This window comes from Pannonibacter phragmitetus DSM 14782 (assembly GCF_000382365.1).
GTDB classification, from domain to species: domain Bacteria; phylum Pseudomonadota; class Alphaproteobacteria; order Rhizobiales; family Stappiaceae; genus Pannonibacter; species Pannonibacter phragmitetus.
In genome coordinates this window covers 18,577-45,505 of the sequence record NZ_KB908237.1, presented here as the reverse complement: position 1 = coordinate 45,505, position 26,929 = coordinate 18,577, and the positions used below count along the sequence as shown (strand labels likewise).

Here is a 26,929-nt window from a genome sequence, read left to right as displayed (position 1 = left end):
GGCTGCAGGCCGTCGGCTCCGTCGAGACCGCCTGCCGTCATGCAGATGGCACCCAGACCAGTCATGTCCGCTTCTTCCTCCTGTCCAGGATCATGTCACCAAACGCCCTCATCGAAACCGTCAGAACCCATTGGCACATCGAAAACAAATTGCACTGGGTCCTCGACGTCCACTTCTGCGAGGACGCCGCAAGAAACCGTAAGGACAACGGCCCGCAGAACATCGCCCTCCTGCGAAAAATCGCCCTCAACGTCATCCGCTCCCATCCTGACAAGGCCTCAATCAGGCGGAAAATCAAAAAGGCTGGATGGGACGAGGACTTCCTAACATCGCTCATAAGCCATATGCGATAGCCCTGCCCTCAAGGGGGGAGAGGAGTTGGAGCCTGACTGGCTGTCCGTCACAACCATGGCCCCCTCGCAAGGAGGGGAGCAGAGAGACCCTGTAATAAACCGGCTCATCACTGCGGTCTGCTGTCCGCAACGGATGTATGCCTGCGGTGGCCACCAGGGTGAGAGAAGTGCTCGTGCGGAAGGAGAGCCCGTCCCTCTCCGCCTTGCGGCCGCTGTAAACATGCCCCACGAGGTGGCCCGAAAAGCCGTGCAGGAGCGGCCTTCCCAATGTGGCCATCTTCCCTATGCACAAGCACACCGGAAACCGCTGAGTCCCTCAAATTGCGACCTCAATGTTTAACAGTTGTTAACGATTGGCAGGCCTACTCAGGTGGCATACGGTCAGTCAGGAGTAGAGAGTTGATGCAACCGGCAGCAGGCGAAACCCGCAAGACATCCGGCGTCCCGGAGCACAGGCTTCCCGGACAGCCCGCGCCTGCCGATGCGGCCTGGGCTGAGGATCTGCAGGATGAGGCCTGGGAGAGTGCAGGGCGGTCTACGGATGCAAACGGAGACGGCGTGACTGCCTCTTTCCTTCTGATCAAAAATCTGTTGTTCTGGGGTTCGATGGCCGTGGTTCTGGCTGCGGCCGGTGTTTCGGTTGCCATTCTTTTCTGACTTTTCCACGCCGTTTTAGGTAGTGCTCTTGAATTTTGCCGCATTGCGATTGCATGCTACGTGGGGGTGGCAAGCAGCATAAGGAGCGGGATATGTCCGCGCTTGGCTTTGTTGGCGGCCTTGCCGGTGCCGTGGCTATTGGCATTTATGGCCTGATTGCTTTTGTTTTTCTGACTGCTTCCATGCTGGAGCTGGTGGAGCGCGGGCGCACAGGCCGGCTCTCCTTTTTCCTCGCTTTCGCGGGCGCCCTGCTGTGGCCAGTTTCCCTTGTGATTGCTTCGGCCGCTGCGGTCCATGCCCTCAGGCGAAAGCAGGAGGTGCGCAAGCCCTCCCCAGAATGCACAGAGCCGCAACGATCCGGTCCTTACAAATCCATGATTTCACTGGTTGAACGGGACGCCGGCAACAGCCGGGCCCAAGGCGGGGCATTTCCAGACCAGCGTCCGTTTGCGCAGCCGGTCAGACCAGTCGCCGGGCCCGGCACGCCCTCCGCAGCCAATCCGCCCGATACGTCATCGCATGCCGTTTCAGGCCCTGCCCTTCCGTTATCGTCCATAGGCAGGCCACTGGTGCGTACGCTTGCCCCCCTGCAGATGCAGCCGCAGCCACCCTTTGCCATGCCGGGGCCGGACAGCCGCTGCCGCATCATCCTGTCGCCAAGGCAGGTTCTGGCAGCTGCCCGCCAAGGAGAGACCAAGCCCTCCGCAAGCCGTCACAGACTACGGCAGACGGGCTTCAGCAGCCCGAAAAAAGGCAAGCCTGATTGAAGCAGGGGACCGGTTGAAGGCAGCACGCGCCGTGCCAGCCGCGCGAACCTGCCAAAGCGCGGGGGCTGGAAGCCGGGACGCGTTGCGCCTTGCGCCGTTCAGGCTCTCCGGCGGAAGATCTGCACTGCATAGGCAATGAAGACCCCGGCGAGCGTGGCGGCAAGACCAAACCACGTCAGGGCATAGCCGAGGTGATCGTTCTTGAACTTCACCACCGTTTCACCCGCCTTGGGAAGTCCGTCCGCGCCGGTGAAGGCGGCGTCGAGATCGATGCTGTAGGGCGCGAGGCTGCCGGTGGCGCCCAGAACCTCCGCCATATGGTCCGTGTCACGGGCAAACCAGATGCGCTTTCCGGTGTCCACGGCCGGGGTTGTCCAGTTCGGCTCTTCCCGGCGGCGCAGAAGGCCCGTCAGCTGCTGGCCGCCCGGCGGCGGTGTTTCCAGCTCCGCCATCAGATCCGCCGCCAGCCCTTGCGGCACAAAGCCCCGGTTGATCATCACCAGCCAGCCTTCCTCCGTGACAAGCGGGCTGTAGATCATGTAGCCGGGGCCGGATGGCGCGCCGGACTTGACCGGCAGGGATGTATAGTAATAGGCAGCACCCGGCAGATAGCGGCCGCTGACGGCCACATGGCGGTAGTCCGTCAAGGGATCGGCGGTGACAAGCGGCCAGTCCTGCGGCCCGGGCGCGGGAACAGCCGGCCGCGCCACATCTGCGCTCACCCGTTCGATCAAGGCTTCTTTCCAGGCCAGCCGCTGCATCTGCCACAGGCCGAGATTGAGGAGAATGGCAAGGCCGATGGCTGCCGCCACTCCCGGCACAAGCAGGCGGCGGACAACAGATTGGCCGGGGGAACGGGAGGGGCGGTTTGAGGCGGACACGTGTTTCGATCCTGTTCGGCTTGCGGATTGGCTTAACCAATGCTTGATGAGCTTGACTCATCGAGCATTGGTTAAGCCCGTGTGGCGCCTGAGCATTTTCAAGGCGTGATGCGTCAGCATCGAAAGCCTTGGTAGGAGACGACCGGTTTCAGGCTTCGTCCTGGCCATCCGCATCAATTTTGCCTTCGGCCGCATCATTGCGGTACTGCATGGCGATCATCAGGCCCTTCAGCGGGCGCAGCACGCCAAGGCCAAGGATGACCGTCAGCGGCAGCCAGAGCAGCAGATGCAGCCATATGGGCGGCGCATAGGCCAGTTCCACCGCCAGCACCAGCCCCACCACGATGAAGCCGACGATCATGATGACGAAGACGGCCGGGCCGTCGCCGCTTTCGGCGGCAAAGGCAAGGTCGAGGCCGCAGGCCGTGCAGGCCGGGCGCGGCGTCAGGAAGCCGCGGAACAGCCGCCCTTCCCCGCAGCGCGGGCAGCGGCATCTCAGACCGGCGGACACCGGATTCTGCGGCGGATAAAGCGCCCTGTCCTGGAAGCTGTCCTGCAAGCTGTTCTGCATTGAAACCTCTCTGGCCCCGCCTGAAAGCGAAAGGCCCGGCCAGATGGCATGCACGCCACCCGCCCGGGCCTGTTCTGTTTACACCGGTTTCATCCGCACGTCAGTGCGTGGCAACGCCCCATGCGCCCCAGATATAGATGGTGGCGAAGAGGAACAGCCACACCACGTCGACGAAGTGCCAGTACCAGGCCGCCGCCTCGAAGCCGAAGTGCTTCTGCGGGGTGAACTGGCCGGCCGAAGCGCGGATGAGGCAGACCGCCAGGAAGATGGTGCCGACGATCACGTGGAAGCCGTGGAAGCCGGTGGCCATGTAGAAGGTGGCGCCATAGATGTTGCCCGAGAAGGCAAAGGTTGCATGCATATACTCATAGGCCTGGCAGATCGAAAAGATCACGCCCAGGACCACGGTGAGGGTCAGGCCCCACTTCAGGCCCTGACGGTCATTCTCGAGCAGCGCATGATGTGCCCAGGTCACGGTGGTGCCGGAGGTGAGCAGGATCAGCGTGTTCAGCAGCGGCAGGTGCCAGGGATCAAACGGGGTGATGCCCTCCGGCGGCCAGACGCCACCGGTTGCCTCGACACGGGCATACTGGATGGCTTCGCTGGTGAAGAGCGAGGCATCGAAGAAAGCCCAGAACCAGGCGACGAAGAACATCACTTCCGAAGCGATGAACAGGATCATGCCGTAGCGCAGATGCAGACTGACCACACGGGTGTGATGGCCTTCCTGCGATTCGCGCACGGTGTCGCGCCACCAGGCGTACATGACGTAGAGCACGATCACGAGGCCAACGGCGAAGAGGCCCCAGCCGGTGAGATCGGCACCGAAGATGGTGAAGTCGGCGCCCTTGGCAGAGCGCATCAGGCCGATCCCGCCCAGAGCAAGAATGAAGGCGCCCATCGAGGCCAGGAACGGCCAGGGGCTTGGGTCCACAAGGTGGTAGTCGTGGTTCTTGGTATGTGCCTCAGCCATGGGCATGCTCCCCGAAGTTCCAAATGCGTTCCGGACGGACCGGCCGTTCTACGGCCTGACCCATCACAAATTGCTCCCCGCTGCCGGATCCGCAGGTCTGGCAGCGACTGGTTTGACCGGATGTTGCACCGGGTAGAAAGTATAAGACAGGGTGATTTCCTTGACGTGCTTCAGGTCAGGATCTGCATCCATCGCCGGGTCGACAAAGAACACCACGGGCATTTCAACGCCCTCACCGGCGGCCAGCGCCTGTTCGGTGAAGCAGAAGCACTGCATCTTGTTGAAATAGGCCCCTGCCTCGAAGGGCGTGACGTTGAACACGGATGTACCCGTGGTCACGTCAGAGCTGGTGTTGTGGGCCTCATAGGCCACCTGCATGGTCTCGCCCATGCGCAGGGTCACGCTGCGCTGCTGCGGCTTGAAGCTCCAGGGCAGCGCGCCATTGATGTTGCCATCAAAGCGGACGGTGATCTTGCGGTCGATGACGGTGCCGCTCTCGCTTTCGGCACGCTGTGTCGTGCCGCCGAAACCGGTCACCTGGCAGAACAGTTCATACAGTGGCACGGCAGCGAAGGAGGCGCCCACCATCGCAAAGAAGATGGACGCACAGACGAAAGCCACCTTTCGGTTGCTTGCGTCGCGGCGGTGCGTGTCGGTTCCGTTCGGGTCGCTGTTCATGGGACCTCACAAAGGACGCTGCAGGACGGCAGCGCCCAGCTTCAACCAGGTGACGAGGTAGAACAGAACCACGAGACCGGCGAGGGACAGGCCGATCGCAAGCGAGCGGGCCTTGCGCCGCTTCAGCTGTTCATCGGTGAGCTTGATACCGTCTTCCGTCATGGCTCAAAGCATCCGCCCGGCAAGGCTCTCGCCCAGCATCAGGGCATAGAGCAGGAAAAGATAGAGGATGGAGAAGCTGAACAGCCGCACGGCCGCCTTGCGGGCCGCCTCGCCCTCGCGCTTGCGGTAGACGGCAACCGCCAGTCCCAGGAACACGGCGCCCAGCACGGTGGCGGCCACACCATAGACCACACCGGCAAAGCCGAGCGCATAGGGCGCCACGGCCAGCGGCGCCAGGATGATGGAATAGATCAGGATCTGGCGGCGCGTTGCCGCCTCACCGGCCACAACCGGCAGCATCGGGATACCGGCCGCGCGGTAGTCACCGCTCTTGAACAGGGCCAGAGCCCAGAAATGCGGCGGCGTCCACATGAAGATGATCAGGAACAGCACAAAGCTTTCGAGACTGACGCCACCCGTGACCGACGCCCAGCCGATCATCGGCGGGAAAGCACCGGCCGCGCCGCCGATGACGATGTTCTGCGGCGTCGAGCGCTTCAGCCACATAGTGTAGACAACCGCGTAGAAGAAGATCGTGAAGGCGAGGAAGGCCCCGGCGAACCAGTTGACCAGAAGCCCGAGCACGAGCACGGAACCGATGGACAGCACCATGCCAAAGGCCAGGGCCTCGTCCGGTGTGATCTTGCCGGCCGGGATCGGCCGCTTTGCGGTGCGGCTCATGACGGCGTCGATGTCCGCGTCATACCACATATTCAGGGCACCGGATGCGCCAGCGCCGACGGCAATGCACAGAAGGGCAACCCCGGCGACAAGCGGATGGATCGAGCCGGGCGCCAGCATCATGCCGACAAAGGCGGTGAAGATCACGAGCGACATGACCCGCGGCTTCAGCAGGGCGATGTAGTCGCCAACCGAACCCATGCCACCGTTCCAGACGGCGGGGCCGGCAGTCATCCTGTCATTGCTCTCTGCGAGAGACATCGGCTCTTCCTCGTACCTGTGCGTCCTGGGCTCCGCGGCGGGCGCGGAGGCGAGGGCTTTGCACCCATGGCCCTGCGGCCGGATGCTGCCCTTTCTCTTCGGGTTCCCTGCCGCAGCAGGGCACAGACAGCTGACCTGTCTGCTGGATCCGCCAAGATTACGGCTTTTCCCGTATGAAGGATCCGGGCGAAATGCCGCGCCCATGCGGCGCGGCATTTCTGTTTCCTGCAGGAGCGCTGCTTACTTGATGCGCGGCAGCGTCTCGAACTGGTGGAACGGCGGGGGCGAGGACAGGGTCCACTCCAGCGTGGTCGCGCCTTCACCCCAGGGGTTGTTGCCCGCAACGCGCTTCTTCATGAAGGCTTCCACGATGCCCAGAAGGAACACGAGCACTGCAAAGGCCGAGATGTAAGACCCGATGGAGGACACAAAGTTCCAGCCGGCCAGCGCATCCGGGTAATCGGCATAGCGGCGCGGCATGCCGTTGAGGCCGAGGAAATGCTGCGGGAAGAACACCAGGTTCACGCCGATGAAGGTGATCCAGAAGTGAGCCTTGCCGATGGTCTCGTTGTACATGTAGCCGGAGATCTTCGGGAACCAGTAGTACCAGGCCGCGAAGATGCCGAACACGGCGCCGAGCGACAGCACGTAGTGGAAGTGCGCCACCACGTAATAGGTGTCATGCAGCGCGCGGTCGAGACCGGCGTTGGCCAGCTGCACACCCGTCACACCGCCAACCGTGAACAGGAAGATGAAGCCGATGGCCCAGACCATCGGGGTGCGGAACTCGATGGAACCGCCCCACATGGTTGCGATCCACGAGAAGATCTTCACACCCGTCGGCACCGCAATCACCATGGTGGCGGCGACGAAGTAAGCCTGCGTCTCGACCGACATGCCGACGGTGTACATGTGGTGCGCCCACACGATGAAGCCGACGACGCCGATGGCGACCATGGCATAGGCCATGCCGAGGTAGCCGAAGATCGGCTTGCGGGAGAAGGTGGAGACGATGTGGCTGATGATGCCGAAGGCCGGCAGGATCAGGATGTACACTTCCGGGTGGCCGAAGAACCAGAACAGGTGCTGGAACAGGATCGGGTCACCGCCACCGGCCGGGTTGAAGAAGGCCGTGTCGAAGTTGCGGTCCGTCAGCAGCATGGTGATGGCACCGGCCAGAACCGGCAGCGACAGAAGCAGAAGGAAGGCCGTGATCAGCACCGACCAGGCAAACAGCGGCATCTTGTGCAGGGTCATGCCCGGCGCGCGCATGTTGAAGATGGTGGTGATGAAGTTGATCGCACCCAGGATCGACGAGGCACCGGAAATGTGCAGCGCCAGGATCGCCAGATCCACCGCCGGGCCGGGCTGGCCGGAGGAGGAGTAAGGCGGATACATGGTCCAGCCGCCGCTCACACCGGTGGAGCCCGGAGCCCCTTCCACGAACAGCGACAGCAGCAGCAGCGCGAAGGACGGCGGCAGCAGCCAGAAGGAGATGTTGTTCATGCGCGGGAAGGCCATGTCCGGCGCACCGATCATGATCGGCACGAAGTAGTTGGCATAGCCGCCGATCAGCGCCGGCATGACCATGAAGAAGATCATGATCAGGCCATGGGCCGTCGTGAAGACGTTGAACATGTCCGGGTTGGAGAAGATCTGCATCCCCGGCTCCTGCAGCTCCATGCGGATGCCGACCGAGAGCGCGCCGCCGATGATGCCGGCGATGATTGCGAAGATGAGATAGAGAATGCCGATGTCCTTGTGGTTGGTCGAATAGACCCACCGGCGGAAACCAGTCGGATGGTCATGAGCGCCATGCGCAGCAGCCGCAGCCATGATCGAGCTCCCTCTTGAATTTCACGACGGGGCGGGCAGCTCCTCTTGCCCTCCGCGCCCCTCTGGATTGAGCGGAAGCGGCGGAAACTCCGCCGCATCCCTTTCAGCTTGAGCAGGTGCGGTGGCCGTGCCGCCGCACCGTAATCTATGCGCCTCAGCGAGCGGCGACAGCCGTGTTGCGCTCGGCTGCGATGGACGCCATCAGCTGCTTGTGCGCGCCGTCGATGTCGGTCTTGGCGGTCTCGGCCCAGGCGTCAAACTGCTCCTGCGTCACCACGCGGATGGCGATCGGCATGAAGGCATGATCCTTGCCGCAAAGCTCGGAGCACTGGCCGTAATAGATGCCGGTCTCGCGGGCGTTGAACCAGGTCTCGTTCAGGCGGCCCGGGATCGCGTCGATCTTGATGCCGAAGGCCGGCATCGCAAAGGCGTGGATCACGTCAGCGGCAGTCACCTGCACCCGGACGGTCTTGTTGACCGGGATCACGACCTCGTAGTCGGTCGCCAGCAGCCGCGGCACATCCTGCAGTGGCACGCCGCGCTCGTCGGCCACCTTCTGGCGCTCGTCGTCCTTCAGCATGATGGCATCGAAGGCGATGCCGTCCAGAGCTTCGTCCGTGTACTCATAGCCCCAGTACCACTGGTAGCCCGTCGCCTTGACCGTCATGTCATAGGCCGGAAGCTCGACCTGCTTGTACAGCAGGCGGAAGGACGGCACGGCAATGACGACCAGAATGAGGATCGGCACAACCGTCCATGCCACTTCGATCATAGTGTTATGCGACGTGCGCGAGGGCGACGGATTGGCCTTACGGCGGAACCGCACCATCACGTAGATCAGCAGCGCCAGCACAAACAGCGTGATGATGGTGATGATGCCAAGCGTGAAGTTCTTGAACCAGTGAATGTCGTCCATCACGGTGGTGACGGAATTCTGCAGGCCAAGCTGCCAGCTGGACATACCGCCCGAAACCTCGGCCATTGCCGCACCGGCGGTTCCCGCCAGCAAGACAGCCGCTGCACCTGCCGCAATGAGACGCTTGAAGTTTGCCTTCACGTCCGCGCTCCCTTCCCTTGCCCGCCCCCCGGGGCGGATCATGCTCAATTCGCCCGCCTTGCGGCGGTTTTCCTTGTCTCCACCCCGGAGCGGCCTGCGCGGCCTGCCCTTGCAGCGGAGATGCACCATCCCCACCTTGCAGGCAGAGGCGGCATCCGGTTCCACCAGCGGCGCGTCCCATCCGGAGATTGCCCGGCTTCAGGCCGGCTTCCCGGCCTGTACCCGCTGCCTCACCGTCGAGGCGGAACCTTCAAACTTTCAGGACAGCCAAATCTCCCGCCCGAGGCCGGCATCCTTTTGGCGCCCTGCATCAGACAGGAGTATCTCGCGTCCGTTTCGCGTATGATCATACGCATATAACCGCATTCAGCACGATGCGGCGAAGGGAGGAGCGACGTTCTGCCGCAGCCTTATCACTTCTCCCTCTCCGGGCACAAAAACCACAAGAGAACGGCCTTAGCAATGGGTTTGTCGTGATTTCGCCAGAGCCTGTCCATTTCCCCGCCTTGATCCTTGTCAATAATTTGTAGTCCGGCTGAAACCTCCGGCCCGGCAGCCTGCGCCATGCACAGCTTGATCAGAATCAACGCAGCCAGCCGCAGACAGGCATTTTTCCCGCCTCTTGCGGTGTTTCCGCCTTGCTTCTGCCATGGAGCCTATTGAAATGTGGATCACGCTGCCCGCTTGCGGCATTGTGCGTTGAGTTTTAAGAACCTGATTCGCCGTTGCGGCGATGAATGACCCCAGTCGGAGAAAAGTCCTTGCTGACCCGTATCCCGCGCCTTGCCGCTTTTGCCGCCCCGGTTTTTGGCCTTCTGTTGGGCCTGGGAGCGCAGGCCTTCACCAGCCCCGCCCTTGCCCAGGGCGAGGTGAAGGCTGTTCACGGTGACTGGCAGATGCGCTGCGACACCCCTCCGGGTGCCGAAAGCGAGCAGTGCGCCCTTATCCAGAACGTAACGGCGGAAGACCGGGACAATGTTGGCCTTTCGGTCATCGTGCTGAAGACCGCCGACAAGCAGGCGCGCATCCTGCGCGTTCTGGCGCCGCTCGGCGTGCTGCTGCCCTCCGGCCTTGGCCTGCGTGTTGATGACGCCGATATCGGCCGCGCCGCCTTCGTACGCTGCCTGCCCAATGGCTGCATTGCCGAAGTGATCCTGCAGGATGACGTGGTGGGCAAGCTGCGCGGCGGCAAGCAGGCCACCTTCATCATCTTCCAGACCCCGGAAGAAGGCATCGGCATTCCGATCTCGCTCGCCGGCTTCTCCGCCGGCTTCGACGCCCTGCCGTAACGCCCCCGCAAAGCTCTGCGCCTTCAGGACCCGCCTGCTGCAACAGCTGGCGGGTCTTTTCATTCCCTCAAGTGTCCCGCTTCGGCGCTTCATCGCGCGGGGTGAGTGCATGCAGCCGGTCGGAGCCGGCAAATTCACCCTCGTTGAGCTGCAGTTCCGTCCTCTCCCGGTCGCGGCGGCGGACATCTTCCACGACGTCATTGATCCTGTCATCCGGGATGCCCAATGCCTCCAGCGCTGCGCGGCCAAAGGCGATGCTGGATTCGAATGTTTCCCGGATGTGGAAATCGACGCCCAGCCGCGTCAGTGCCAGCGCATGGGTCTGGCTGGTGGCCCGGCAGAACAGCCGCGCCTGCGGACAGGCATCACGGATGGCGTGGATCGCGCGGTCCATCACGCTGTCATTTTCAACACACAGGGCGATCAGCGCAGCCTTGCCCGCCCCGGCAGCCATCAGCACATCGGCACGGGTGGCATCGCCGTAGTAGACCTTGTAGCCCAGCTTGCGGGCATAGGCGATGCGCTCCGGCCTGAGATCGATTGCCGTGATCTCAAGCCCTTCCGATGTCAGTAGCTGCGCCACCATCATGCCGAACCGGCCGAAGCCAATGACGAGAACCACGGGCGCGGCATCCTCGAAGGTCTCGGCAAACGGGGTTTCGACGCCCCGCGCCTTCAGCCGGGCGCCAAGATAATCCAGACCCGCACAGGCAACGGGCGTCAGCAGCATGGAGACGATGACCACCGCCGTCAGCACGCTGGCCTCCCCGGCACTGAAAATCCCCTGCGACACTGCTGCTGTGAACAGCACAAAGGCAAATTCCCCCCCTTGCGGCAGGGTGACGGCAATGCGCAGCGCATCCGCATTGCTGGAACCGGACACCCGCGCAAGTGCCCAAAGCAGCACGCCCTTGACCAGCATCAGTGCAATCACGCCACCGGCCACCAGCACCCAGCTGCCGGCAAGAACGGTGAAGTCGAGCGACATCCCCACGGCGACGAAGAACAGCCCCATCAACAGCGAACGGAACGGCTCGATGTCGGCCTCCAGCGTGTGCCGGAAGCTGGATTCGGCCAGCAGCACACCTGCCAGAAACGCCCCCAGCGCCATGGAAAGCCCCACCGCATGCATGACGCCCGCACTGCCCAGTGCCACCAGCAGGGCGGCCGCCAGCATCACCTCACGCGCCTTGCTGCGGGCCAAAAGCAGGAACAGCGGTGTCATCAGATAGCGCCCGGCCACCACCACGCCCAGCACAGCGCCAACCGTGCGGCCGATCTCCTCCAGCGCCCCTGCAGACGCTCCCTCCGTCCCGGAAGGAGCAAGAATGGCCACCAGCGCCAGCAGCGGCACAATGGCGATATCCTGCAGGAGCAGCACGCCAAAGGCCCTCTGCCCATAGGCTGAGGAAAGCTGCCCGCGCTCCTGCAGGATCTGCAGCGCAAAGGCGGTGGAAGAGAGCGCAAGGCCAAGCCCGGCCACAAGAGCGGGCTCCAGATCCTCGCCCATCAGCCGCAAGAGAGCATAAAGGACAGTGCCCGTCAGCAGAACCTGCGCCGTGCCGAGGCCCAGGATATCACGCCGCATGCGCCACAGGCGGCTGGCGTCCAGTTCCAGCCCGATGACGAACAGCAGCAGCACCACGCCCAGTTCCGCCACACCCAGCACCATCGGCGCAGCGCCAAAGGCATTGAACCCGAAGGGGCCGATGGCCATACCGGCGATCAGATAGCCTACGACAGAGCCGATGCCGAGCCGCTTGGCCAGCGGCACGGCAACGACGGTTGCAGCCAGAAAGATGATCGCTTCCGTAAAAAGCGGCGGGGCTGATGCGGCGGCCATGGATGTTTCCTGATGTTCACGCCTCCATATCCACCGCCGCCCGTGGTGCTGGCAAGGCGGAAAGTTCCCTATGCCATCATCTTGCCAAGGCTTTCGATGCTGACGCATCAAGCCTTGAATTTGCTCATGCGCCGCACGGGCTTGACCAACTCCCGATGTGTCAAGCTCATTGAGTGCTGGTTCTCTACATTTGGCTGCTGCGTCAAGATTTTTGTTCGCATTTCCCAGTCCACTCCGGTCGAAGATTAAAAGCGTCCCATGGTTCTCTTCGGTGTGCGGTCTGTCCCAGTCCGTCACCACTATCCGGGGCTTTTCGCTTCACATCCAGGGGGCGATGCAGTGTATCAAACGGGGTCTTAACTTTGGCCCGCATCCAACTGTCTCGCATTCGTCCGTCCCGGTCCGGTCGCTTCACCTCATGGACACTGAGGGTTTGTTTGCGCACGAACTTCACGATCTCAATTTCTATAAAGCTTTGCCACCAGGCGCGGCGCGGAAATGATCCTCCCTCTTCCAAAGCCCAAGCAGCAGGACTGCCAATTTGCGAGCAACCGCCGTGCGTGCACGCTTGGGACCCAGCCGTTTGGCCAGCTTCAAACCCCAGCTTCGCAAGATCGCCCTGCCATCTCTTCAGCCGTTCCGCGATCATCGACCGCTGCGTATCCGCGCTCCCACGCCACACTACCTGCCGCTCCTGGTCCATAACGCAGATGTGCGTGCTCTTGAGGCTCACGTCCAATCCAACGTAATATTCCATCGCTGCTCTCCTTCAGGTCTTCGACAAACCAAGGCGGGTGGTCTCACCCGCCGAGGGGAGCAGCAACCTCATGTATGGGATGTATAAGCTTCAGCGGATGACACGGCGCAGTCCCTCCTGCACTTTCAGCAAGGGCTGCAGAAAAAGGCCCGGCAGTTCCTCCGCGCTGGCCTGCACGGCCGCAAGCCCCACGTTGAGCGCCGCCACCACCTGCCCGCGCGAGGAATAGACCGGCACGGCGATGGAGCGCAGGCCCAGCTCCACCTCCTGATCAATGATGGCATAGCCGAGGACCCGCGCCTCGGAGACACGGGCCATGATCTCCTGCGGCGCCGTCAGGCTGCGCGGGGTGCGCGGGGTCAGGTCGCAGCGCTCGATCAGGGCTGCGGCCTCAGCTTCCGGCATCGCCGCCAGCAGCACGCGGCCCATGGAGGTGCAATGCACCGGCAGGCGGGAGCCCGGCATCAGGCCGATGGACATCACCCGGCGCTGCGCAGCGCGGGCAAGATAAACGATTTCCACGTCATCCCTGATGGCTACGGAGGCAGACTGGCCGATCTGCTCGGAAAGCTGATCCAGCCAGGGCTGCACGACCTGCGCCAGAGGCAGGGCGGCCAGCGCCCCCATGCCAAGGCGCAGCACCTTGGGCGTCAGGGTGAAGAACTTGCCGTCATAATCGGCATAGCCCGTTTCATGCAGGGTGAGAAGGCAGCGGCGGGCCGTGGCACGGTCCAGTCCCGTGGCTTCGGCCACATCGGAGATGGACAGGCGCGAGCGGTCGGCCCGGAAGGCTTCCAGCACACTGAGCCCCTTGGCGAGAGAAGCTATGAAATCGGTCTTGTTCAACATGCGCACAAGAAATTACGGGAATTGAACAAAAGTCAACATCCGCACAAATCCGTTTCCTGCCGTCACAAGGCAGCGTAGCTTCCTGCCCGGAAGTCTCCCAGGGAGGATATTCATGGACAAGAGAATTGCCACGCTTGCGGAGGCCGTCGCCGGCATTCCGGACGGCGCCTCGGTGATGATCGGCGGCTTTGGCGGCTCCGGTGCGCCGATCGAGCTCATTCACGCCCTCATCGACCGCTACCTTGCAACCGGCAGCCCGAAGAACCTGACGGTCATCAACAACAACGCCGGAAACGGCCATGTAGGCATTGCCGCGCTCATCGAGCAGGGCATGGTCGCCAAGATGGTCTGCTCCTTCCCGCGTTCTGCCGATCCGCGCGTCTTCACCGAGCTGTATCTGTCCGGCAAGATCGAGCTGGAACTGGTGCCGCAGGGCACGCTGGCCGAGCGCATCCGCGCGGGCGGCGCAGGCATTCCCGCCTTCTACACCCCCACCGCCTATGGCACGGATCTGGCCAATGGCAAGCCGGTGGCCGAGTTCGATGGCCGCCACTATGTGCAGGAGCGCTGGCTGAAGGCTGACTTCGCGCTGATCAAGGCAGAGGCTGGCGATACCCACGGCAACCTGACCTACCGGATGGCGGGGCGCAACTTCGGCCCGATCATGGCCATGGCCGCAGCCTGCACCATTGCGCAGGTGAGCCGCGCCGTCGAGGCAGGCAGCATTGATCCGGAGGCGGTCATCACCCCCGGCATTTTCGTCGACATGATCGTGGAGGTGCCCTCCCCGCAGCAGGAGGAAGCCCTCAACCGCGCAGGAGCCCATCACCCATGACCAGCAAGCTCTCCAACGCCCAGATTGCCTGGCGCGCCGCGCAGGACATCACCGATGGCGCCTATGTGAACCTCGGCATCGGCTTTCCCGAGATGGTGGCCAAGTTCCAGCCCCCGGGCCGCGAGGCCATCTTCCACACCGAAAACGGCCTCCTCGGCTTCGGCGAGGCCCCGGCGGAAGGCGAAGAGGACTGGGATCTGATCAACGCGGGCAAGAAGGCGGTGACGCTGAAGCCCGGCGCTGCCTTCTTCCACCACGCCGACAGCTTCGCCATGGTGCGCGGCGGCCATCTGGATGTCGCCATCCTCGGCGCCTACGAAGTGGCGGAAAACGGCGACCTTGCCAACTGGTCCACGGGCCCGAAGGGCGTGCCGGCCGTTGGCGGGGCGATGGATCTGGTGCACGGCGCCAAGCGCGTTGCCGTCATCACCGATCACGTCACCAAGGACGGCAAGCCGAAGCTGGTGGAGCGCTGCACACTGCCGCTCACCGGCGTCGGCTGCGTCACCCGTGTCTATACGTCGCTCGCCGTCATAGATATCGAAAAGGGGCATTTCGTCCTGCGCGAAAAACTGCCAGCCTTGACGCTCGAAGCGCTGCAGGCCCAGACCGGTGCAAAGCTGCATCTGGATGGCCCCGTGGCAGACCTGACCGTTCCGGAGCTTTGATGATGACCGACGCATATATCTGTGACTACATCCGCACGCCCATCGGCCGCTATGCCGGTGCTCTGGCAAGCGTCCGGGCCGATGATCTGGGTGCCATTCCGCTGAAGGCGCTGATGGACCGCAACCGCAGCGTCGACTGGGGCGCGGTGGACGAGGTGATCTTCGGCTGCGCCAACCAGGCGGGCGAGGACAACCGAAACGTGGCACGCATGAGCCTGCTGCTGGCGGGCCTGCCGGTCGAAGTGCCGGGCACCACCATGAACCGGCTTTGCGGTTCGGGCATGGATGCGGTGATCGCCGCCGCCCGCGCCATCAAGGCCGGGGAAGCGGAGCTGATCATCGCCGGCGGCGTGGAAAGCATGTCGCGTGCGCCCTTTGTCATGCCCAAGGCCGACGCCGCCTTCTCCCGTGAGAATGCCGTCTATGACACCACCATCGGCTGGCGCTTCGTCAACCCTTTGATGAAGACGCAGTATGGCATCGACTCCATGCCGGAGACGGCGGAGAACGTCGCGGAAGACTACAACATCTCCCGTGCCGATCAGGATGCCTTCGCCCTGCGCAGCCAGCAGAAAGCCGCCGCAGCACAGGCCAATGGCCGCCTTGCAGAGGAAATCACGCCCGTCATGATCCCCCAGCGCAAGGGCGAGCCGAAGGTGGTGGACAAGGACGAGCACCCGCGTGAGACCACGATCGAGGCGCTTTCCGCTCTCAGGGCGCCGTTCCGCACTGGCGGCTCGGTGACGGCGGGCAATGCTTCGGGCGTCAACGATGGTGCCGCCGCGCTCATCATCGCCTCGGCAGAGGCTGCCAGGCGCTATGGCCTGACCCCGATCGCCCGCATTCTGGGCGGGGCCAGCGCCGGTGTGCCGCCGCGCGTCATGGGCATCGGACCGGCTCCGGCTTCCAAGAAGCTGCTGGCCCGCCTCGGCCTCACCCAGGACAAGCTGTCGGTGATCGAACTGAACGAGGCCTTCGCCTCGCAGGGCCTTGCCACGCTGCGCGACCTCGGCATCGCCGATGATGATGCCCGCGTCAATCCGAACGGCGGCGCCATCGCGCTCGGCCATCCGCTCGGCATGTCTGGCGCCCGCATCACTGGCACCGCTGCCTTGCAGCTGGCCAAGACCGGCGGTTCGCTGGCGCTCGCCACCATGTGCATCGGCGTCGGCCAGGGCATCGCCGTGGCCATCGAACGCGTCTGACCCGAAAGCCCCGGCCGCAGGCGGATTGGCCTGCGGCCGGGGCTTTTGAGGTTGTTTTGAGCGTATCAAGCAGATCCCCACCGTGCCGGGACCCGTCAGGGACGCAAGGTGGCCATGCCGTGCAGTTGACCAGCAGACACTGCCAGCCTTACAGGCCCCGGCACAAGGCCGGGGCGGCGCGGCGGCCCGCTTTCCCCACGCACCAAGGCGCTGCTGGCGGAAACTGTGCAGCGGGCGTGAGCTTTCAGCTTTCCTTCTGAGGCTTTTCTCACTTGGACGTCGCTGCCAAAGCTGCAATATGACGGCCTGCCCTTCCGGCATGCGGAGACAGCCATGGACCCGGTTTCAGCCATCATCGCCTTTTCGATTGCAGCTGCCCTCGTCACCCTGACACCGGGGCTGGACACGGCGCTGGTGCTGCGCACGGCGACCGTGGAAGGCCCGAAACAGGCCTTTGCTGCGGGGCTTGGCATTTCCGCCGGCGTCATCACCTGGGGCTTTGCCGCCTCGGTGGGGCTGGGGGCGCTGCTGGCTGTTTCCGAGGCGGCCTACCGGGTGATGCAATTTGCCGGGGCGGCCTATTTGATCTGGCTGGGCTTCAGGATGGTCCGCGCCGCCCTGCGCCCTGCCGGTCCGGCGCAGCTGGAACAGGCAGCCGCCGAAATGGCCGCAGGCCAGAGCGCCAGCCAGGGCTGGTTCTGGCGCGGGCTGATGACCAATCTGCTGAACCCCAAAGTCGGCGTCTTCTACGTCAGTTTCCTGCCGCAGTTCATCCCGGCGGACGTGCCTGTCACCGCCTTCAGCACGGGACTTGCCGCCATCCACGGGCTGATGGGCGTGCTGTGGTTTGCCGTCATCATTCTGGCGACCCGGCCCATTGCCGGACTGCTGCGCCGCCCGTCCTTCACGCGCGGCATCGACGGGCTGACCGGCTCCGTGCTGATCGCCTTCGGCCTCAGGCTGGCTCTGGAACGGCGCGGCTGACCATCAGAAATCAGAAACAGGATCAAAAGCAGGAACAGGCGGGATAGGCCGCTGGAGTTGATGCGCATCAACTACAGCCTGCATCGGGGTGCCTATGGTGCCGGGCAACGTGACACACGGAGCCCCGCATGTTCCCTTCCGGCCCCACTACCAGCCCTGACAGCCGCTCTGGCGCTGGCCAGCCCCCGTCCATTCCCGGAATGCCGCCGTTTCTGGCGCTCGGGCTGCGCCTTGCCCCCGCAGCGCCTGCGGCCTTTGTGCTGAGCGAAGCGGCGCGGCGGATCGTGGCGCGCCATCCCGGCCTGATGACCCGGCTCGGCGCCTACCGCCACTGCCGCTTTGCGCTGACGGCAAGCGATGTGCCGCTGACCTTCCTGATGGACCTTTCTCAAGAGCCGCTGACCATCACCCTGCATGCAACCCCGCCTGCCGCTGACGCCCGCATCACCGGAAAGCTGGCGGCGCTCGTCGGGCTGGTGCACGGGGTGTGGGATGGGGATGCTCTGTTCTTCTCCCGCGATCTCACCATTGAGGGCGATACGTCTGCGGCCCTTGCCCTGCGCAATGCCATTGATGACGCGGAGCTGGATCTGGGGGCGGAAATCGCCCGCCTCACCGGCCCGCTCGCAGGAGCCGCCAACCGCGTGATTGCCCTGTTGCAGTCCATGACCGGCGTGCCGTTGAGCCGCCCGGCACCCATGGAGGCTTTCCGGTGATGGAACTCGTCTGCCCTGCCGGAACGCCTGCAGCCCTGAGAGCTGCCACCGATGCCGGAGCCCATGCCATCTATTGCGGTTTTGCCGATGACACCAACGCCCGCAATTTCCCCGGCCTCAACTTCTCCCGCGAGGAGCTGGCGGCGGGCGTGGCCTATGCCCATGCACGCGGGGCAAAGGTGCTTGTGGCGATCAACACCTTTCCCCGCGCCGGAAACGAGGACCTGTGGCACCGCGCCGTTGCCGATGCGGAACAGGCGGGTGGCGACGCGGTGATCCTCGCCGATCTCGGCCTCATCGCCTACGCGGCAGAACGGCATCCCAATCTGCGGCGGCATCTCTCTGTTCAGGCAGCAGCCGCAAACCCCGATGTCATCAACTTCTATGCAGACACATTTGACGTAAAGCGGGTGGTGCTGCCGCGTGTGCTGAGCGTGGAGGAAATCGCCGCCATCAACCGGGAGATCAGCGTCGAGACGGAGGTGTTCATCTTCGGCGGGCTCTGCGTCATGGCGGAGGGGCGCTGCTCCCTGTCGTCCTATATCACCGGCCGCTCGCCCAACATGAACGGCGTCTGCTCGCCCGCAAGCCATGTGGAATATGCCGAAGAGGGCCAGGATCTGGCGGCACGGCTGGGCGGCTACACCATCCACCGGTCGGCCAAGGGGGAAGCTGCCCCCTATCCCACCCTGTGCAAGGGCTGTTTCAAGGTGGGTGCCCGCACGGGCTACGTCTTCGAAGACCCGGCAAGCCTTGATGCCTCCGAACTGCTGCCCGCGCTGGCGCGGGCCGGGGTTTCTGCGCTGAAGATCGAGGGCCGCCAGCGGTCGCGGGCCTATGTGTCGCAGGTGGTTCGCAACTTCCGCACCGCCGTGGAGGCGCTGGAAGCAGGCCGCCCCGTGCCCGCAGGCATGCTGGCGCAGCTGACCGAGGGCCAAAGCTCCACCGCCGGGGCCTATAACAAGATCTGGAGATGACAGGATGGAGCTGACGGTTGGCCCGGTGATGGGCTTCTGGGATGCTGCGGCGTGGAGTGATTTCTATGCAAGGCTGGCCGAAACACCGGGCGTGAAGCGTGTTGTCATCGGTGAACTGGTCTGCTCCAAGCGCCTGCCCTTCTATCAGACCCGCCTGCCCGAAGCCATCGAACGGCTGCAGGCGGGCGGCAAGGCGGTGGCCGTGACAAGCCTTGCGCTGGTCACCCTGAAGCGCGAGCGCAAGCAGACGGCAGAACTGGCGGACATGGGCCTTGAGATGGAGGTGAATGACATCACCGCCCTCGCCCACCTGCCGGAAAGAGCGGCCTTTTCGGCAGGGCCGCTGATCAACGTCTATAACGAGGGGACGGTGGCCTTCCTGAAGGCGCGCGGCGCGGTGCGTTTCTGCCTGCCGCCGGAACTGCCCATGGCCTCGGTGGAGCGGCTGGCTGCGGCAGCGGGCCCTGTGCCGGTGGAGGTCTGGGGCTGGGGCCGCCTGCCGCTGGCGATTTCCGGCCGCTGCTATCATGCGCGCTACCACGACCGGGCCAAGGATCAGTGCCAGTTCGTCTGCGCCGATGATCCGGACGGGCTGGCGGTGGATACGCTGGACGGGCAGGAGTTTCTGGCCATCAACGGCGTGCAGACGCTCTCGGCCCAATGCGCCAACATGGCCCACACCCTGCCGCGCCTGAAGAGCGCCGGCGTCAGCGGCCTCAGGCTTTCGCCGCAGACGCAAGGCTTCTTCGAGGTGATCAGCCTGTTTGATGATCTGGTGCAAGGACGCATCAGCGCAGAGGAGATGAGCGCCAAAGCCCTCCCCCATGCGCCGGGCGGCGCCTTCTGCGACGGCTTTCTGGAAGGGGCCGCCGGTGTCTCATGGTCCGGCAATCCCCTTCACGCACGCGTTTGACAGGGAAGCGGAGGCATCAGATCCGTTACGAATGAGGCCACCTCTTCCGCCACCTTCGCCGCCGCAAAGACTTGCCCTATTCCAATCAGCACCGGGGCGTCGCCGAAGGCGGCCATGGCGGTGCTGGAAAGGTCTGCAAGGCGGCCGGTCCAGATCTTTTCCTCCGGGCGGCTGACGGAGCCGTGGGCCACAACGGGCAAGTCAGGGGAGACGCCTTCCGACAGGAGCCGCTGGCGCAGGCTGTCTGCCATGCGGCGGCCCATATAGAACACGGTGGTGGAGGCTGCGGTGGCGCGCTCTGTCAGGTCCAGCGTGTCCGGCAGGCCGCCGTGGCGGGAATGGGCGGTCATCAGGCGCAGGCCCTGAGCATGGTCGCGGTGGGTGAGTGACACCTTCAGCCGCGCAGCCATGGCAGAGGCCGCCGTGATGCCCGGCACCACGGAAACGGGGATGCCTTCGGCTTCGAGGCGGGCGATTTCCTCGCCCGCCCGGCCAAACACCATGGGATCGCCGGACTTCAGCCGCACCACCTTGCGTCCCTGCCGGGCGAGCGAAACCATCATGTCATTGATGTCTTCCTGCGCGCAGCTTTCCCGCCCGCCGCGCTTGCCGACGAGCATGCGCTTTGCCTCCCGGCGGGCAAGCTCCAGCACTTCGGCGCTGACGAGATCGTCAAACAGGATCACATCCGCCGACTGCAGCGCCCGCATGGCGCCAAGCGTCAGATGGGCGGCATCGCCGGGGCCTGCCCCCACCAGAACCACTTCGCCTGTGGCGGGGGCTTCCTCAGCCAGATGATCGATAAGGGCGCCGAAATCCTCCTCAAGGCCCAGTTCCCCGCGCGCAAAGGCGGCTTCGCTGAACTGCCGCCAGAAGCGCCGCCGCAAGGCCACGCTCTCCAGCCGTTCACTCACCGCTGCGCGAATGCGGGCTGCAAGCTGCGCCCAGCGCGACAGGCCGGGCGGCAGCAGGGTTTCGATTTTCTGACGCACCGTCTGACCCAGCACGGGGGCCGCGCCATCGGTGGAGATGCCGACGACCAGCGGCGAGCGGTTGACGATGCCGCCGAACTGGAACTGGCAGAAGGCCGGCCGGTCGATAACATTCACCGGCACTCCCGCCGCACGGGCCGCCGCGAAGAAGGCTGCGGCCTCCTCGTCATCTTCCGCATCAGCAATGGCGAGAGCTGCGCCAGTGAGATCTTCCGGCTGCCAGCGCCGGGAAACATGATGGATGCGCAGGTTCAGCACCGGGTCGGCCAGCAGCGCCGCCAGATCCTCGCAAGGGCTGTCTGTGAAGAGGTGCAATTCCACCCCTGCGGCCAGCAGCAGCTCGGCTTTCCAGGCGGCGGGCTCCCCGCCCCCGGCCAGCACCGCCTTGCGGCCCGTGAGCGGCAGGAACACCGGCAGCACGGCCAGAGGCTCCATCCGGGCAGGACGCTGCGGGCGGGCAGAGCGGCTGGCAGCACCGGAAGTTTCAGGCTGAACGTGCAGCATGGTCATGCGCCTCCTCATGGGGTTTGCACTCCGCCAGCAGGCGGGCGATTTCCGGGCGGCAGGAGCCGCAGTTGCTGCCTGCGCCAAGGCAGGCGCCAATTGCAGCCACCGTGTCAGAGCCTTCAGCAGCAGCGCGGCGGATTTCGTTGGCGCCGATCTGGAAGCAGGTGCAAATCACCGGCCCCTTGTCAGGTACATCCGCCGCAGGGCGCCCGGCGAGCAGCCGCCAGCGGGTGGCGGGGCCATCGTCCCGCGTGCCGGGCAGGCTGCTGGCCCAGCTGCGGGAAACGGCAACCGGCTTGCGGGCGAGGAATACGGCACCGGCCAGAACGCCATCCTGCCAGACCATGCAACGGTAAAGCCCGTCAGACGCCGCATGGAACGACATCTGCTCCGGCTTGCCAGCCCCGCCAATCGTGCAGCGGCGCAGGAGGCTTGCCGCAATCTCTTCCGGCGCGTCCTCGTCCAGCGTGGCAAATTCGATCTTCACCGCCTCGCTGGTTCCGGTGTCAGCCAGCGGCGCAAGAGCCCAATAGGCGAAGGGCAAATGCTCCGGTGCGCGGGAGAGCACGGCAAAGCCATGCCAACGGGCTGCAACGGGCGAGATGCGCACGGCATTGCGCTTGAGCCCCGGCTGGCCGGAGAACGGATCACGCTGCCGCCCGGCCAGAACATCAATGCGGGCGCAGGCGGAAAATTGCCCCGTCCAGTGCATCGGCACGAAAACCTCGCCCCGGCGCACCCGCTCCGTCACCACGGCGCGCACGAGAACGCTGCCCCGCACATTGAAAACCTCCACCAGATCCGCCGCCGCAATGCCATGAACAGCGGCGTCATCGGGGTGAATTTCGGCGAAGGGCTCGGCGATATGGGTCAGCAGCCGCGCTGCCCGGCCGGTGCGCGTCATGGTGTGCCATTGATCGCGGATGCGGCCGGTGTTGAGCGTCAGCAGCCCCTCCTCGTCCGGTCCGGTTGCGGCGGGCACCACCGGCACCATCCGCGCCTTGCGGTCCGGGGTGAAATAGCCGCCTTGCGAAAAGAAGCGGCCATCTTCCGGGCCTTTTCCTTCTGCGGGCACAGGCCAGAGGAAGGGCTCAAGCGCGTCATAATCTGGCTGGCTTATCCCGGCATGGGCGCTGATATCGAAATCCCGGCTGCCGTTATTGCCAGCCCCGGAAAGGGCAGCATGTTCAGCAAAAATATCTGCCGCACTCGTATAGGCAAAGGCCTCACCATGCCCCATGCGCCGCGCCACGGCAGAGATGATGGCCCAATCAGGCAAGGCTTCGCCGGGCAGCGGCAGAAAGGCGCGCTGGCGGGAAATGCGCCGCTCGGAATTGGTCACCGTGCCGTCCTTCTCGCCCCAGGCAGCGGCGGGCAGAAGCACATGGGCGTGGCGGGTGGTGTCCGTATCGCGCAACACATCGGAGACAACGACGAAGGGGCAGCGGCCCAAGGCCTCACGCACCCGGTCCGCATCCGGCAGGCTGTCCACCGGGTTGGTGGCCATGATCCAGACCGCCTTGATGCGGCCCTCGTGCATGGCATCGAACAGTTCCACTGCCTTCAGGCCGGGCTTGGCTGCCAGCTTTGGCGCGTTCCAGAAGCCCTGCACGATGTCCCTATGCGCCGGATTGTCGAGGTCCATATGGGCGGCGAGCATGTTGGCAAGGCCGCCCACCTCGCGCCCACCCATGGCATTGGGCTGCCCCGTGACGGAAAACGGCCCCATGCCGGGCTTGCCAATGCGGCCTGTGGCAAGATGCACATTGAGAATGGCATTCACCTTGTCCGTGCCGGAGACGGACTGGTTGACGCCCTGGCTATAGACCGTCACCACCTTCTGCGTGCGGGCGAAAAGCTCGAAGAAGGCGCCGGTTTCAGCCGGGGCAAGCCCGGTTGCGGCGGCGACTGCGCTCACCGGCCACTGGCGGGCAATAGCCAGCGCTTCCTCGAGCCCGTTCACATGCTGGCGCACATAAGCCCGGTCGATGCGCCCGCCCTCGTCGAGATAAGCGAGCAGCCCGGTGAAGAGCGCCGTGTCCCCATCGGGACAGATAGAAAGATGCAGATCCGCCAGCTCGCTGGTGGCCGTGCGGCGCGGGTCGATGGTGACAACCCGCAGGGACGGCCGCGCCGCCTTGGCAGCCTCCAGCCGCAGGAACAGCACCGGATGGCACCAGGCGAGGTTGGAGCCCACCAGCACCACAAGATCCGCTTCCTCCAGATCCTCATAGCTGCCCGGCACGGTATCCGAGCCGAAGGCCCGCTTGTGACCGGCAACGGAGGACGCCATGCACAGGCGCGAGTTGGTGTCGATATTGGCCGAACCGATGAAGCCCTTCATCAGCTTGTTGGCGGCGTAATAATCTTCCGTCAGAAGCTGGCCGGAGCCGTAGATGGCCACGCTGTCCGGCCCATGCTCGCGGATGGCCTCGCTGAACCGGCGGGCGACGAGATCAAGCGCCATATCCCAGGAGGCCCGGCGGCCGCCGATTTCCGGATGGAGGAGCCGGCCCTCCAGCGCCAGCGTGTCCGCCAGCGCCGACCCCTTGGAGCAGAGCCGCCCGAAGTTGGAGGGATGCTCCGGATCGCCCTTCACGGTGACGGAGCCATCGTCATGCCGGGTGGCCAGCACGCCGCAGCCAACACCGCAATAGGGGCAGGCGGTGCGGGTGGTTTCAGCCATCCAGCCTCTCCCCTTGCGCGGTCCGGCCATGCAGGGTCAGCGCGGCGCGGGTGAGGAACACCCGCCCGCCCTCGACACGGGCAGGTGTCGTGGCCACAGCCCCCTCATCCGCCCCTTGAGCCAGACCCGTCGCAAGGTCAAACACCCAGTTGTGCAGCGGGCAGGTGACATGCCGGCCATGCACGATGCCCTCGCTCAACGGCCCGCCCTTGTGGGGGCAGCGGTCGTCCAGCGCATAGACTTCGTCCGCATCGGTGCGGAACAGGGCGATGCAGCCGGCCGGTGTCTTGACGACACGGGCGCCCGAGCGGGGAATATCGGACAGGCTGCCGATCTCGATCCAGTCTGGTGTCATCGCGTTCATTCCGCCGCCTCCAGTCCCAGCACGGCCATGGGCCGGAATTCATGCTTGTCCTTGCCAGAAACACGCTCGGACCAGGGGTCGGTCTGCGCGAATTTCTGCGAGTAGACGAAGCGCTCGAAATAGGCGCGGCGGCGGTCGCCATCTTCCATGATCTGACGGCGCACCTCGTCGTGGCCGATGCGTTTGGCCCACTTGTAGATGCGCTCCAGATAATGGCCCTGCTCGCGGTACATCTGAATCAGCGCCGTGATGTGCTCCAGCGCCTCATCCTCGGTATGGACAAGGCCCAGAACATCCGTGCCCTTGATGTCGAGCCCGGCAGCGCCCGCGAAATGGATCTCGTAGCCGCTGTCCACACAGATCACGCCCACGTCCTTACAGGTGGCCTCGGCGCAGTTGCGCGGGCAGCCGGAGACGGCCAGCTTCACCTTGGCCGGCGTCCAGGAGCCCCAGAGGAACTTCTCCAGCCGCACACCCAGACCGCTCGAATCCTGCGTGCCGAAGCGGCACCAGTCCGAGCCGACGCAGGTCTTCACGGTGCGCAGGCCCTTGGCATAGGCGTGGCCGGAGACGAAGCCGGCCTTGCCGAGATCTTCCCAGACGCCGGGCAAGTCTTCTTTCTTCACTCCCAGCATGTCGATGCGCTGGCCGCCGGTGACCTTGACGGCGGGAATGGCGAACTTGTCCACCACATCGGCGATGGCCCTCAGTTCTGCCGCCGAGGTCATGCCACCCCACATGCGCGGGACGACAGAATAGGTACCGTCCTTCTGGATGTTGGCGTGAACGCGCTCGTTGATGAAGCGCGACTGGCTGTCATCCTCATATTCGCCCGGCCAATCAGCCATCAGATAGTAGTTGAGCGCAGGCCGGCACTTGGCGCAGCCACCGGAGGTGGACCAGTTCAGCTCCTGCATCACCGCCGGAATGGACTTCAGCTTCTTCGCCTTGATCAGGCGGCGCACTTCGTCATGGCTATGCGTGGTGCAGCCGCACATGGGCTTGACCGCCTGCGCCTGGAACCTGTCGCCAAGCGTGAGCTGCATCACCTTTTCCACCAGCCCCGTGCAATTGCCGCAGGAGGCCGAGGCCTTGGTGTGGGCGCGGACCTCCTCAAGGCTGGTCAAGCCTTTGGCCGTGATGGCCGAAACGATGGTCCCCTTGCACACGCCGTTGCAGCCGCAGATTTCCGCATCATCCGCCAACACCGCAACGGCCGCCGTAGGGTCCAGTGCGCCCCCTCCCTGGAAGGCCTGCCCGAAGATCAGCGTCTCGCGCAGATCCGAGATATCCGTGCCCTTTTTCTTCAGATCCGCAAACCATGCGGCATCGCCGGTCTCGCCGAAGAGGACCGAACCGATGATACGGTTATCCTTGAGGATCAGCCGCTTGTAGACGCCCGCGCTGGCATCGCGCAGGACGATTTCCTCCCGGTCCTCGCTTTCGGCAAAATCGCCCAGCGAGAAGAGATCGATGCCGGTGACCTTGAGCTTGGTGGGCGTGTCCTGATGGACGAAGCCCTTCACGTCTTCACCCGTCACCGGCTTTGCCAGTTCGCCCGCCAGCACCCGCGCCATTTCATAGAGCGGCGCGACAAGGCCATAGACCTGCCCGCCCACTTCCGCGCATTCGCCGAGGGAGAAGATGTCCGGAGCGCTGGTGCGCATGCGGTCATCCACGAGGATGCCCCGGTTCACATCCAGCCCTGCCTCGCGGGCAAGGCCGGCGTTGGGGCGGATGCCCGCCGCCATGACGACGAGCGTCGCGGGCACTTCCGTGCCATCCTGCAGCGCGACCGCACGGACCTTGCCGGTGTCATCGGCCAGCAGTGCCTGCGTGTTGGCGCGGGTCATCACCTTGATGCCGCGCTCTTCCAGCGAGCGCTGCAGCAGATAGCCTGCCGCCGGATCGAGTTGACGCTCCATCAGCGTCGGCATCACGTGCAGCACGGTCACATCCATGCCGCGCGCCTTCAGCCCGGCAGCCGCTTCCAGCCCCAGCAGACCGCCGCCGATGACCACCGCCGTCTCGCGGGCCTGCGCGGCCAGCAGCATGGCATCCACGTCATCCAGATCGCGGTAGGTGATGACGCCTCTCAGGTCCTTGCCCGGCACGGGCAGGATGAAGGGCACCGAGCCGGTGGCGATCACCAGCTTGTCGTAGGCTGCAATCTCGCCCTGATCGGAGGTGACGGTCTTCGCCTCACGGTCGATGGTGGTGATGCGGTGGCCCTTGTAGAGGGTGATGCCGTTACGGATGTACCAGCCATCGCCATGGATGATGATATCCTCGAAGGCCTTTTCGCCCGAGAGAACCGGCGACAGCATGATGCGGTCGTAATTCACGCGCGGTTCGGCGTTGAAAATGGTGATGTCGTAAAGGTCCGGCGCCTGCTCCAGAAGATGCTCCAGCATCCGTCCCGGAGCCATGCCATTGCCGGCGATAACGAGTTTCTGGCGCATGGGTC

The 26,929-nt window shown here is 64.5% G+C and carries 25 protein-coding genes; 10 read left to right on the top strand and 15 right to left on the bottom strand.

The features are described 5' to 3' along the window. Positions 1–353: ISAs1 family transposase (locus tag H163_RS23380; protein WP_019966595.1), on the top strand; the 353-nt coding region annotated here is incomplete at its 5' end. A 402-nt stretch (positions 354–755) separates the two neighbouring features. Continuing rightward, complete coding sequence (locus H163_RS0121020) at positions 756–1,010, top strand: hypothetical protein (RefSeq protein WP_019966594.1); 255 nt, start codon at positions 756–758, stop codon at positions 1,008–1,010. 865 nt (positions 1,011–1,875) lie between these two features. Here the strand turns inward: H163_RS0121020 and H163_RS0121010 are convergent. The 8 genes from H163_RS0121010 to coxB form a co-directional block, all read right to left on the bottom strand. Then, positions 1,876–2,658: an SURF1 family protein gene (locus tag H163_RS0121010; RefSeq protein ID WP_208975457.1), complete on the bottom strand. Its 783-nt coding sequence runs from the start codon at positions 2,656–2,658 to the stop codon at positions 1,876–1,878. 148 nt (positions 2,659–2,806) lie between these two features. Beyond that, entirely contained in the window at positions 2,807–3,229 is a 423-nt protein-coding gene (locus tag H163_RS0121005; protein ID WP_019966591.1) for a DUF983 domain-containing protein, read from the bottom strand. A gap of 100 nt (positions 3,230–3,329) precedes the next feature. Beyond that, positions 3,330–4,202, bottom strand: coding sequence for a cytochrome c oxidase subunit 3 (locus tag H163_RS0121000; RefSeq protein ID WP_019966590.1), 873 nt, complete (start codon positions 4,200–4,202; stop codon positions 3,330–3,332). Between the two features lie 63 nt (positions 4,203–4,265). Then, the gene (locus H163_RS0120995) at positions 4,266–4,880 is read right to left on the bottom strand and encodes a cytochrome c oxidase assembly protein (protein WP_019966589.1); all 615 of its coding nucleotides are present in this window, start codon (positions 4,878–4,880) and stop codon (positions 4,266–4,268) included. Positions 4,881–4,886: 6 nt separating this feature from the next. Next, on the bottom strand, positions 4,887–5,042 hold the full coding sequence (locus tag H163_RS24615) for a hypothetical protein (RefSeq protein ID WP_019966588.1): 156 nt from the start codon (positions 5,040–5,042) through the stop codon (positions 4,887–4,889). Between the two features lie 3 nt (positions 5,043–5,045). Beyond that, positions 5,046–5,984 carry a heme o synthase gene (locus H163_RS0120985; protein ID WP_026356145.1) on the bottom strand — a complete coding sequence of 313 codons (939 nt, stop codon included), beginning with the start codon at positions 5,982–5,984 and terminating at the stop codon, positions 5,046–5,048. Between the two features lie 240 nt (positions 5,985–6,224). After that, complete coding sequence (ctaD, locus tag H163_RS0120980) at positions 6,225–7,820, bottom strand: cytochrome c oxidase subunit I (protein ID WP_019966586.1); 1,596 nt, start codon at positions 7,818–7,820, stop codon at positions 6,225–6,227. Between the two features lie 154 nt (positions 7,821–7,974). Continuing rightward, positions 7,975–8,802, bottom strand: a complete 828-nt coding sequence (gene coxB / locus H163_RS0120975) for a cytochrome c oxidase subunit II (RefSeq protein WP_244296246.1) — start codon at positions 8,800–8,802, stop codon at positions 7,975–7,977. Between the two features lie 812 nt (positions 8,803–9,614). Between coxB and H163_RS0120965 the strand changes: the two genes are divergently transcribed. Then, positions 9,615–10,166 (top strand): invasion associated locus B family protein, encoded by a 552-nt coding sequence (locus tag H163_RS0120965; protein WP_019966583.1) that lies wholly within the window; start codon positions 9,615–9,617, stop codon positions 10,164–10,166. A gap of 67 nt (positions 10,167–10,233) precedes the next feature. Here the strand turns inward: H163_RS0120965 and H163_RS0120960 are convergent, their stop codons facing one another. From H163_RS0120960 to H163_RS0120950, 3 genes are all read right to left on the bottom strand, one after another. Next, positions 10,234–12,009 (bottom strand): monovalent cation:proton antiporter-2 (CPA2) family protein, encoded by a 1,776-nt coding sequence (locus tag H163_RS0120960; RefSeq protein ID WP_019966582.1) that lies wholly within the window; start codon positions 12,007–12,009, stop codon positions 10,234–10,236. A gap of 202 nt (positions 12,010–12,211) precedes the next feature. Further along, positions 12,212–12,766 carry a hypothetical protein gene (locus H163_RS24925; protein ID WP_019966581.1) on the bottom strand — a complete coding sequence of 185 codons (555 nt, stop codon included), beginning with the start codon at positions 12,764–12,766 and terminating at the stop codon, positions 12,212–12,214. A 90-nt stretch (positions 12,767–12,856) separates the two neighbouring features. After that, positions 12,857–13,615, bottom strand: coding sequence for an IclR family transcriptional regulator domain-containing protein (locus tag H163_RS0120950; protein ID WP_019966580.1), 759 nt, complete (start codon positions 13,613–13,615; stop codon positions 12,857–12,859). A gap of 112 nt (positions 13,616–13,727) precedes the next feature. On the opposite strand from H163_RS0120950, the gene H163_RS0120945 reads away from it, so the two are divergent. The 7 genes from H163_RS0120945 (at position 13,728) to ubiV (ending at position 19,913) form a co-directional block, all read left to right on the top strand. Further along, positions 13,728–14,450 (top strand): 3-oxoacid CoA-transferase subunit A, encoded by a 723-nt coding sequence (locus H163_RS0120945; protein WP_019966579.1) that lies wholly within the window; start codon positions 13,728–13,730, stop codon positions 14,448–14,450. After that, on the top strand, positions 14,447–15,118 hold the full coding sequence (locus tag H163_RS0120940) for a 3-oxoacid CoA-transferase subunit B (RefSeq protein WP_019966578.1): 672 nt from the start codon (positions 14,447–14,449) through the stop codon (positions 15,116–15,118). Before H163_RS0120945 ends, H163_RS0120940 begins: the two co-directional genes overlap by 4 nt. 2 nt (positions 15,119–15,120) lie before the next feature. After that, positions 15,121–16,323 (top strand): 3-oxoadipyl-CoA thiolase, encoded by a 1,203-nt coding sequence (gene pcaF, locus H163_RS0120935; RefSeq protein WP_026356143.1) that lies wholly within the window; start codon positions 15,121–15,123, stop codon positions 16,321–16,323. A gap of 333 nt (positions 16,324–16,656) precedes the next feature. Then, positions 16,657–17,307 (top strand): LysE family translocator, encoded by a 651-nt coding sequence (locus H163_RS0120930; protein ID WP_019966576.1) that lies wholly within the window; start codon positions 16,657–16,659, stop codon positions 17,305–17,307. Positions 17,308–17,435: 128 nt separating this feature from the next. Next, positions 17,436–18,023, top strand: coding sequence for a ubiquinone anaerobic biosynthesis accessory factor UbiT (ubiT, locus tag H163_RS0120925; protein WP_208975456.1), 588 nt, complete (start codon positions 17,436–17,438; stop codon positions 18,021–18,023). Further along, a complete protein-coding gene (gene ubiU / locus H163_RS0120920) occupies positions 18,023–19,000 on the top strand; it encodes a ubiquinone anaerobic biosynthesis protein UbiU (RefSeq protein ID WP_019966574.1) in 978 nt (325 codons plus the stop codon). The genes ubiT and ubiU overlap by 1 nt, the downstream gene beginning before the upstream one ends. Positions 19,001–19,004: 4 nt before the next feature. Next, positions 19,005–19,913, top strand: a complete 909-nt coding sequence (gene ubiV / locus H163_RS0120915; protein WP_019966573.1) for a ubiquinone anaerobic biosynthesis protein UbiV — start codon at positions 19,005–19,007, stop codon at positions 19,911–19,913. Here the strand turns inward: ubiV and cysG are convergent. The 4 genes from cysG to nirB are packed head-to-tail and all read right to left on the bottom strand — an operon-like array spanning position 19,898 to position 26,924. Then, entirely contained in the window at positions 19,898–21,415 is a 1,518-nt protein-coding gene (gene cysG / locus H163_RS0120910) for a siroheme synthase CysG (RefSeq protein ID WP_019966572.1), read from the bottom strand. The two genes, ubiV and cysG, sit on opposite strands and share 16 nt — an antisense overlap. Then, the gene (locus H163_RS0120905; protein WP_019966571.1) at positions 21,390–24,098 is read right to left on the bottom strand and encodes a nitrate reductase; all 2,709 of its coding nucleotides are present in this window, start codon (positions 24,096–24,098) and stop codon (positions 21,390–21,392) included. The genes cysG and H163_RS0120905 overlap by 26 nt, the downstream gene beginning before the upstream one ends. Further along, positions 24,091–24,453, bottom strand: a complete 363-nt coding sequence (gene nirD / locus H163_RS0120900) for a nitrite reductase small subunit NirD (protein ID WP_040679413.1) — start codon at positions 24,451–24,453, stop codon at positions 24,091–24,093. Before nirD ends, H163_RS0120905 begins: the two co-directional genes overlap by 8 nt. A gap of 5 nt (positions 24,454–24,458) precedes the next feature. Beyond that, complete coding sequence (nirB, locus tag H163_RS0120895; RefSeq protein ID WP_019966569.1) at positions 24,459–26,924, bottom strand: nitrite reductase large subunit NirB; 2,466 nt, start codon at positions 26,922–26,924, stop codon at positions 24,459–24,461. Between the last annotated feature and the right edge of the window lie 5 nt (positions 26,925–26,929).

Coding starts and splice junctions, on each gene's coding strand:
- H163_RS0120950 (WP_019966580.1), bottom strand. CDS start 13,615: ATGTTGAACAAGACCGATTTCATAGCTTCTCTCGCCAAGGGGCTCAGT.
- ubiU (WP_019966574.1), top strand. CDS start 18,023: ATGGAACTCGTCTGCCCTGCCGGAACGCCTGCAGCCCTGAGAGCTGCC.
- H163_RS0121000 (WP_019966590.1), bottom strand. CDS start 4,202: ATGGCTGAGGCACATACCAAGAACCACGACTACCACCTTGTGGACCCA.
- H163_RS0120945 (WP_019966579.1), top strand. CDS start 13,728: ATGGACAAGAGAATTGCCACGCTTGCGGAGGCCGTCGCCGGCATTCCG.
- ubiV (WP_019966573.1), top strand. CDS start 19,005: ATGGAGCTGACGGTTGGCCCGGTGATGGGCTTCTGGGATGCTGCGGCG.
- nirB (WP_019966569.1), bottom strand. CDS start 26,924: ATGCGCCAGAAACTCGTTATCGCCGGCAATGGCATGGCTCCGGGACGG.
- H163_RS0120930 (WP_019966576.1), top strand. CDS start 16,657: ATGGACCCGGTTTCAGCCATCATCGCCTTTTCGATTGCAGCTGCCCTC.
- H163_RS0120965 (WP_019966583.1), top strand. CDS start 9,615: ATGACCCCAGTCGGAGAAAAGTCCTTGCTGACCCGTATCCCGCGCCTT.
- ubiT (WP_208975456.1), top strand. CDS start 17,436: ATGTTCCCTTCCGGCCCCACTACCAGCCCTGACAGCCGCTCTGGCGCT.
- H163_RS0120905 (WP_019966571.1), bottom strand. CDS start 24,098: ATGGCTGAAACCACCCGCACCGCCTGCCCCTATTGCGGTGTTGGCTGC.
- H163_RS0120985 (WP_026356145.1), bottom strand. CDS start 5,984: ATGTCTCTCGCAGAGAGCAATGACAGGATGACTGCCGGCCCCGCCGTC.
- H163_RS24925 (WP_019966581.1), bottom strand. CDS start 12,766: ATGGAATATTACGTTGGATTGGACGTGAGCCTCAAGAGCACGCACATC.
- H163_RS0121020 (WP_019966594.1), top strand. CDS start 756: ATGCAACCGGCAGCAGGCGAAACCCGCAAGACATCCGGCGTCCCGGAG.
- nirD (WP_040679413.1), bottom strand. CDS start 24,453: ATGACACCAGACTGGATCGAGATCGGCAGCCTGTCCGATATTCCCCGC.
- cysG (WP_019966572.1), bottom strand. CDS start 21,415: ATGACCATGCTGCACGTTCAGCCTGAAACTTCCGGTGCTGCCAGCCGC.
- H163_RS0121005 (WP_019966591.1), bottom strand. CDS start 3,229: ATGCAGAACAGCTTGCAGGACAGCTTCCAGGACAGGGCGCTTTATCCG.
- coxB (WP_244296246.1), bottom strand. CDS start 8,802: ATGGCCGAGGTTTCGGGCGGTATGTCCAGCTGGCAGCTTGGCCTGCAG.
- H163_RS0120960 (WP_019966582.1), bottom strand. CDS start 12,009: ATGGCCGCCGCATCAGCCCCGCCGCTTTTTACGGAAGCGATCATCTTT.
- ctaD (WP_019966586.1), bottom strand. CDS start 7,820: ATGGCTGCGGCTGCTGCGCATGGCGCTCATGACCATCCGACTGGTTTC.
- H163_RS24615 (WP_019966588.1), bottom strand. CDS start 5,042: ATGACGGAAGACGGTATCAAGCTCACCGATGAACAGCTGAAGCGGCGC.
- H163_RS0120940 (WP_019966578.1), top strand. CDS start 14,447: ATGACCAGCAAGCTCTCCAACGCCCAGATTGCCTGGCGCGCCGCGCAG.
- pcaF (WP_026356143.1), top strand. CDS start 15,121: ATGACCGACGCATATATCTGTGACTACATCCGCACGCCCATCGGCCGC.
- H163_RS0120995 (WP_019966589.1), bottom strand. CDS start 4,880: ATGAACAGCGACCCGAACGGAACCGACACGCACCGCCGCGACGCAAGC.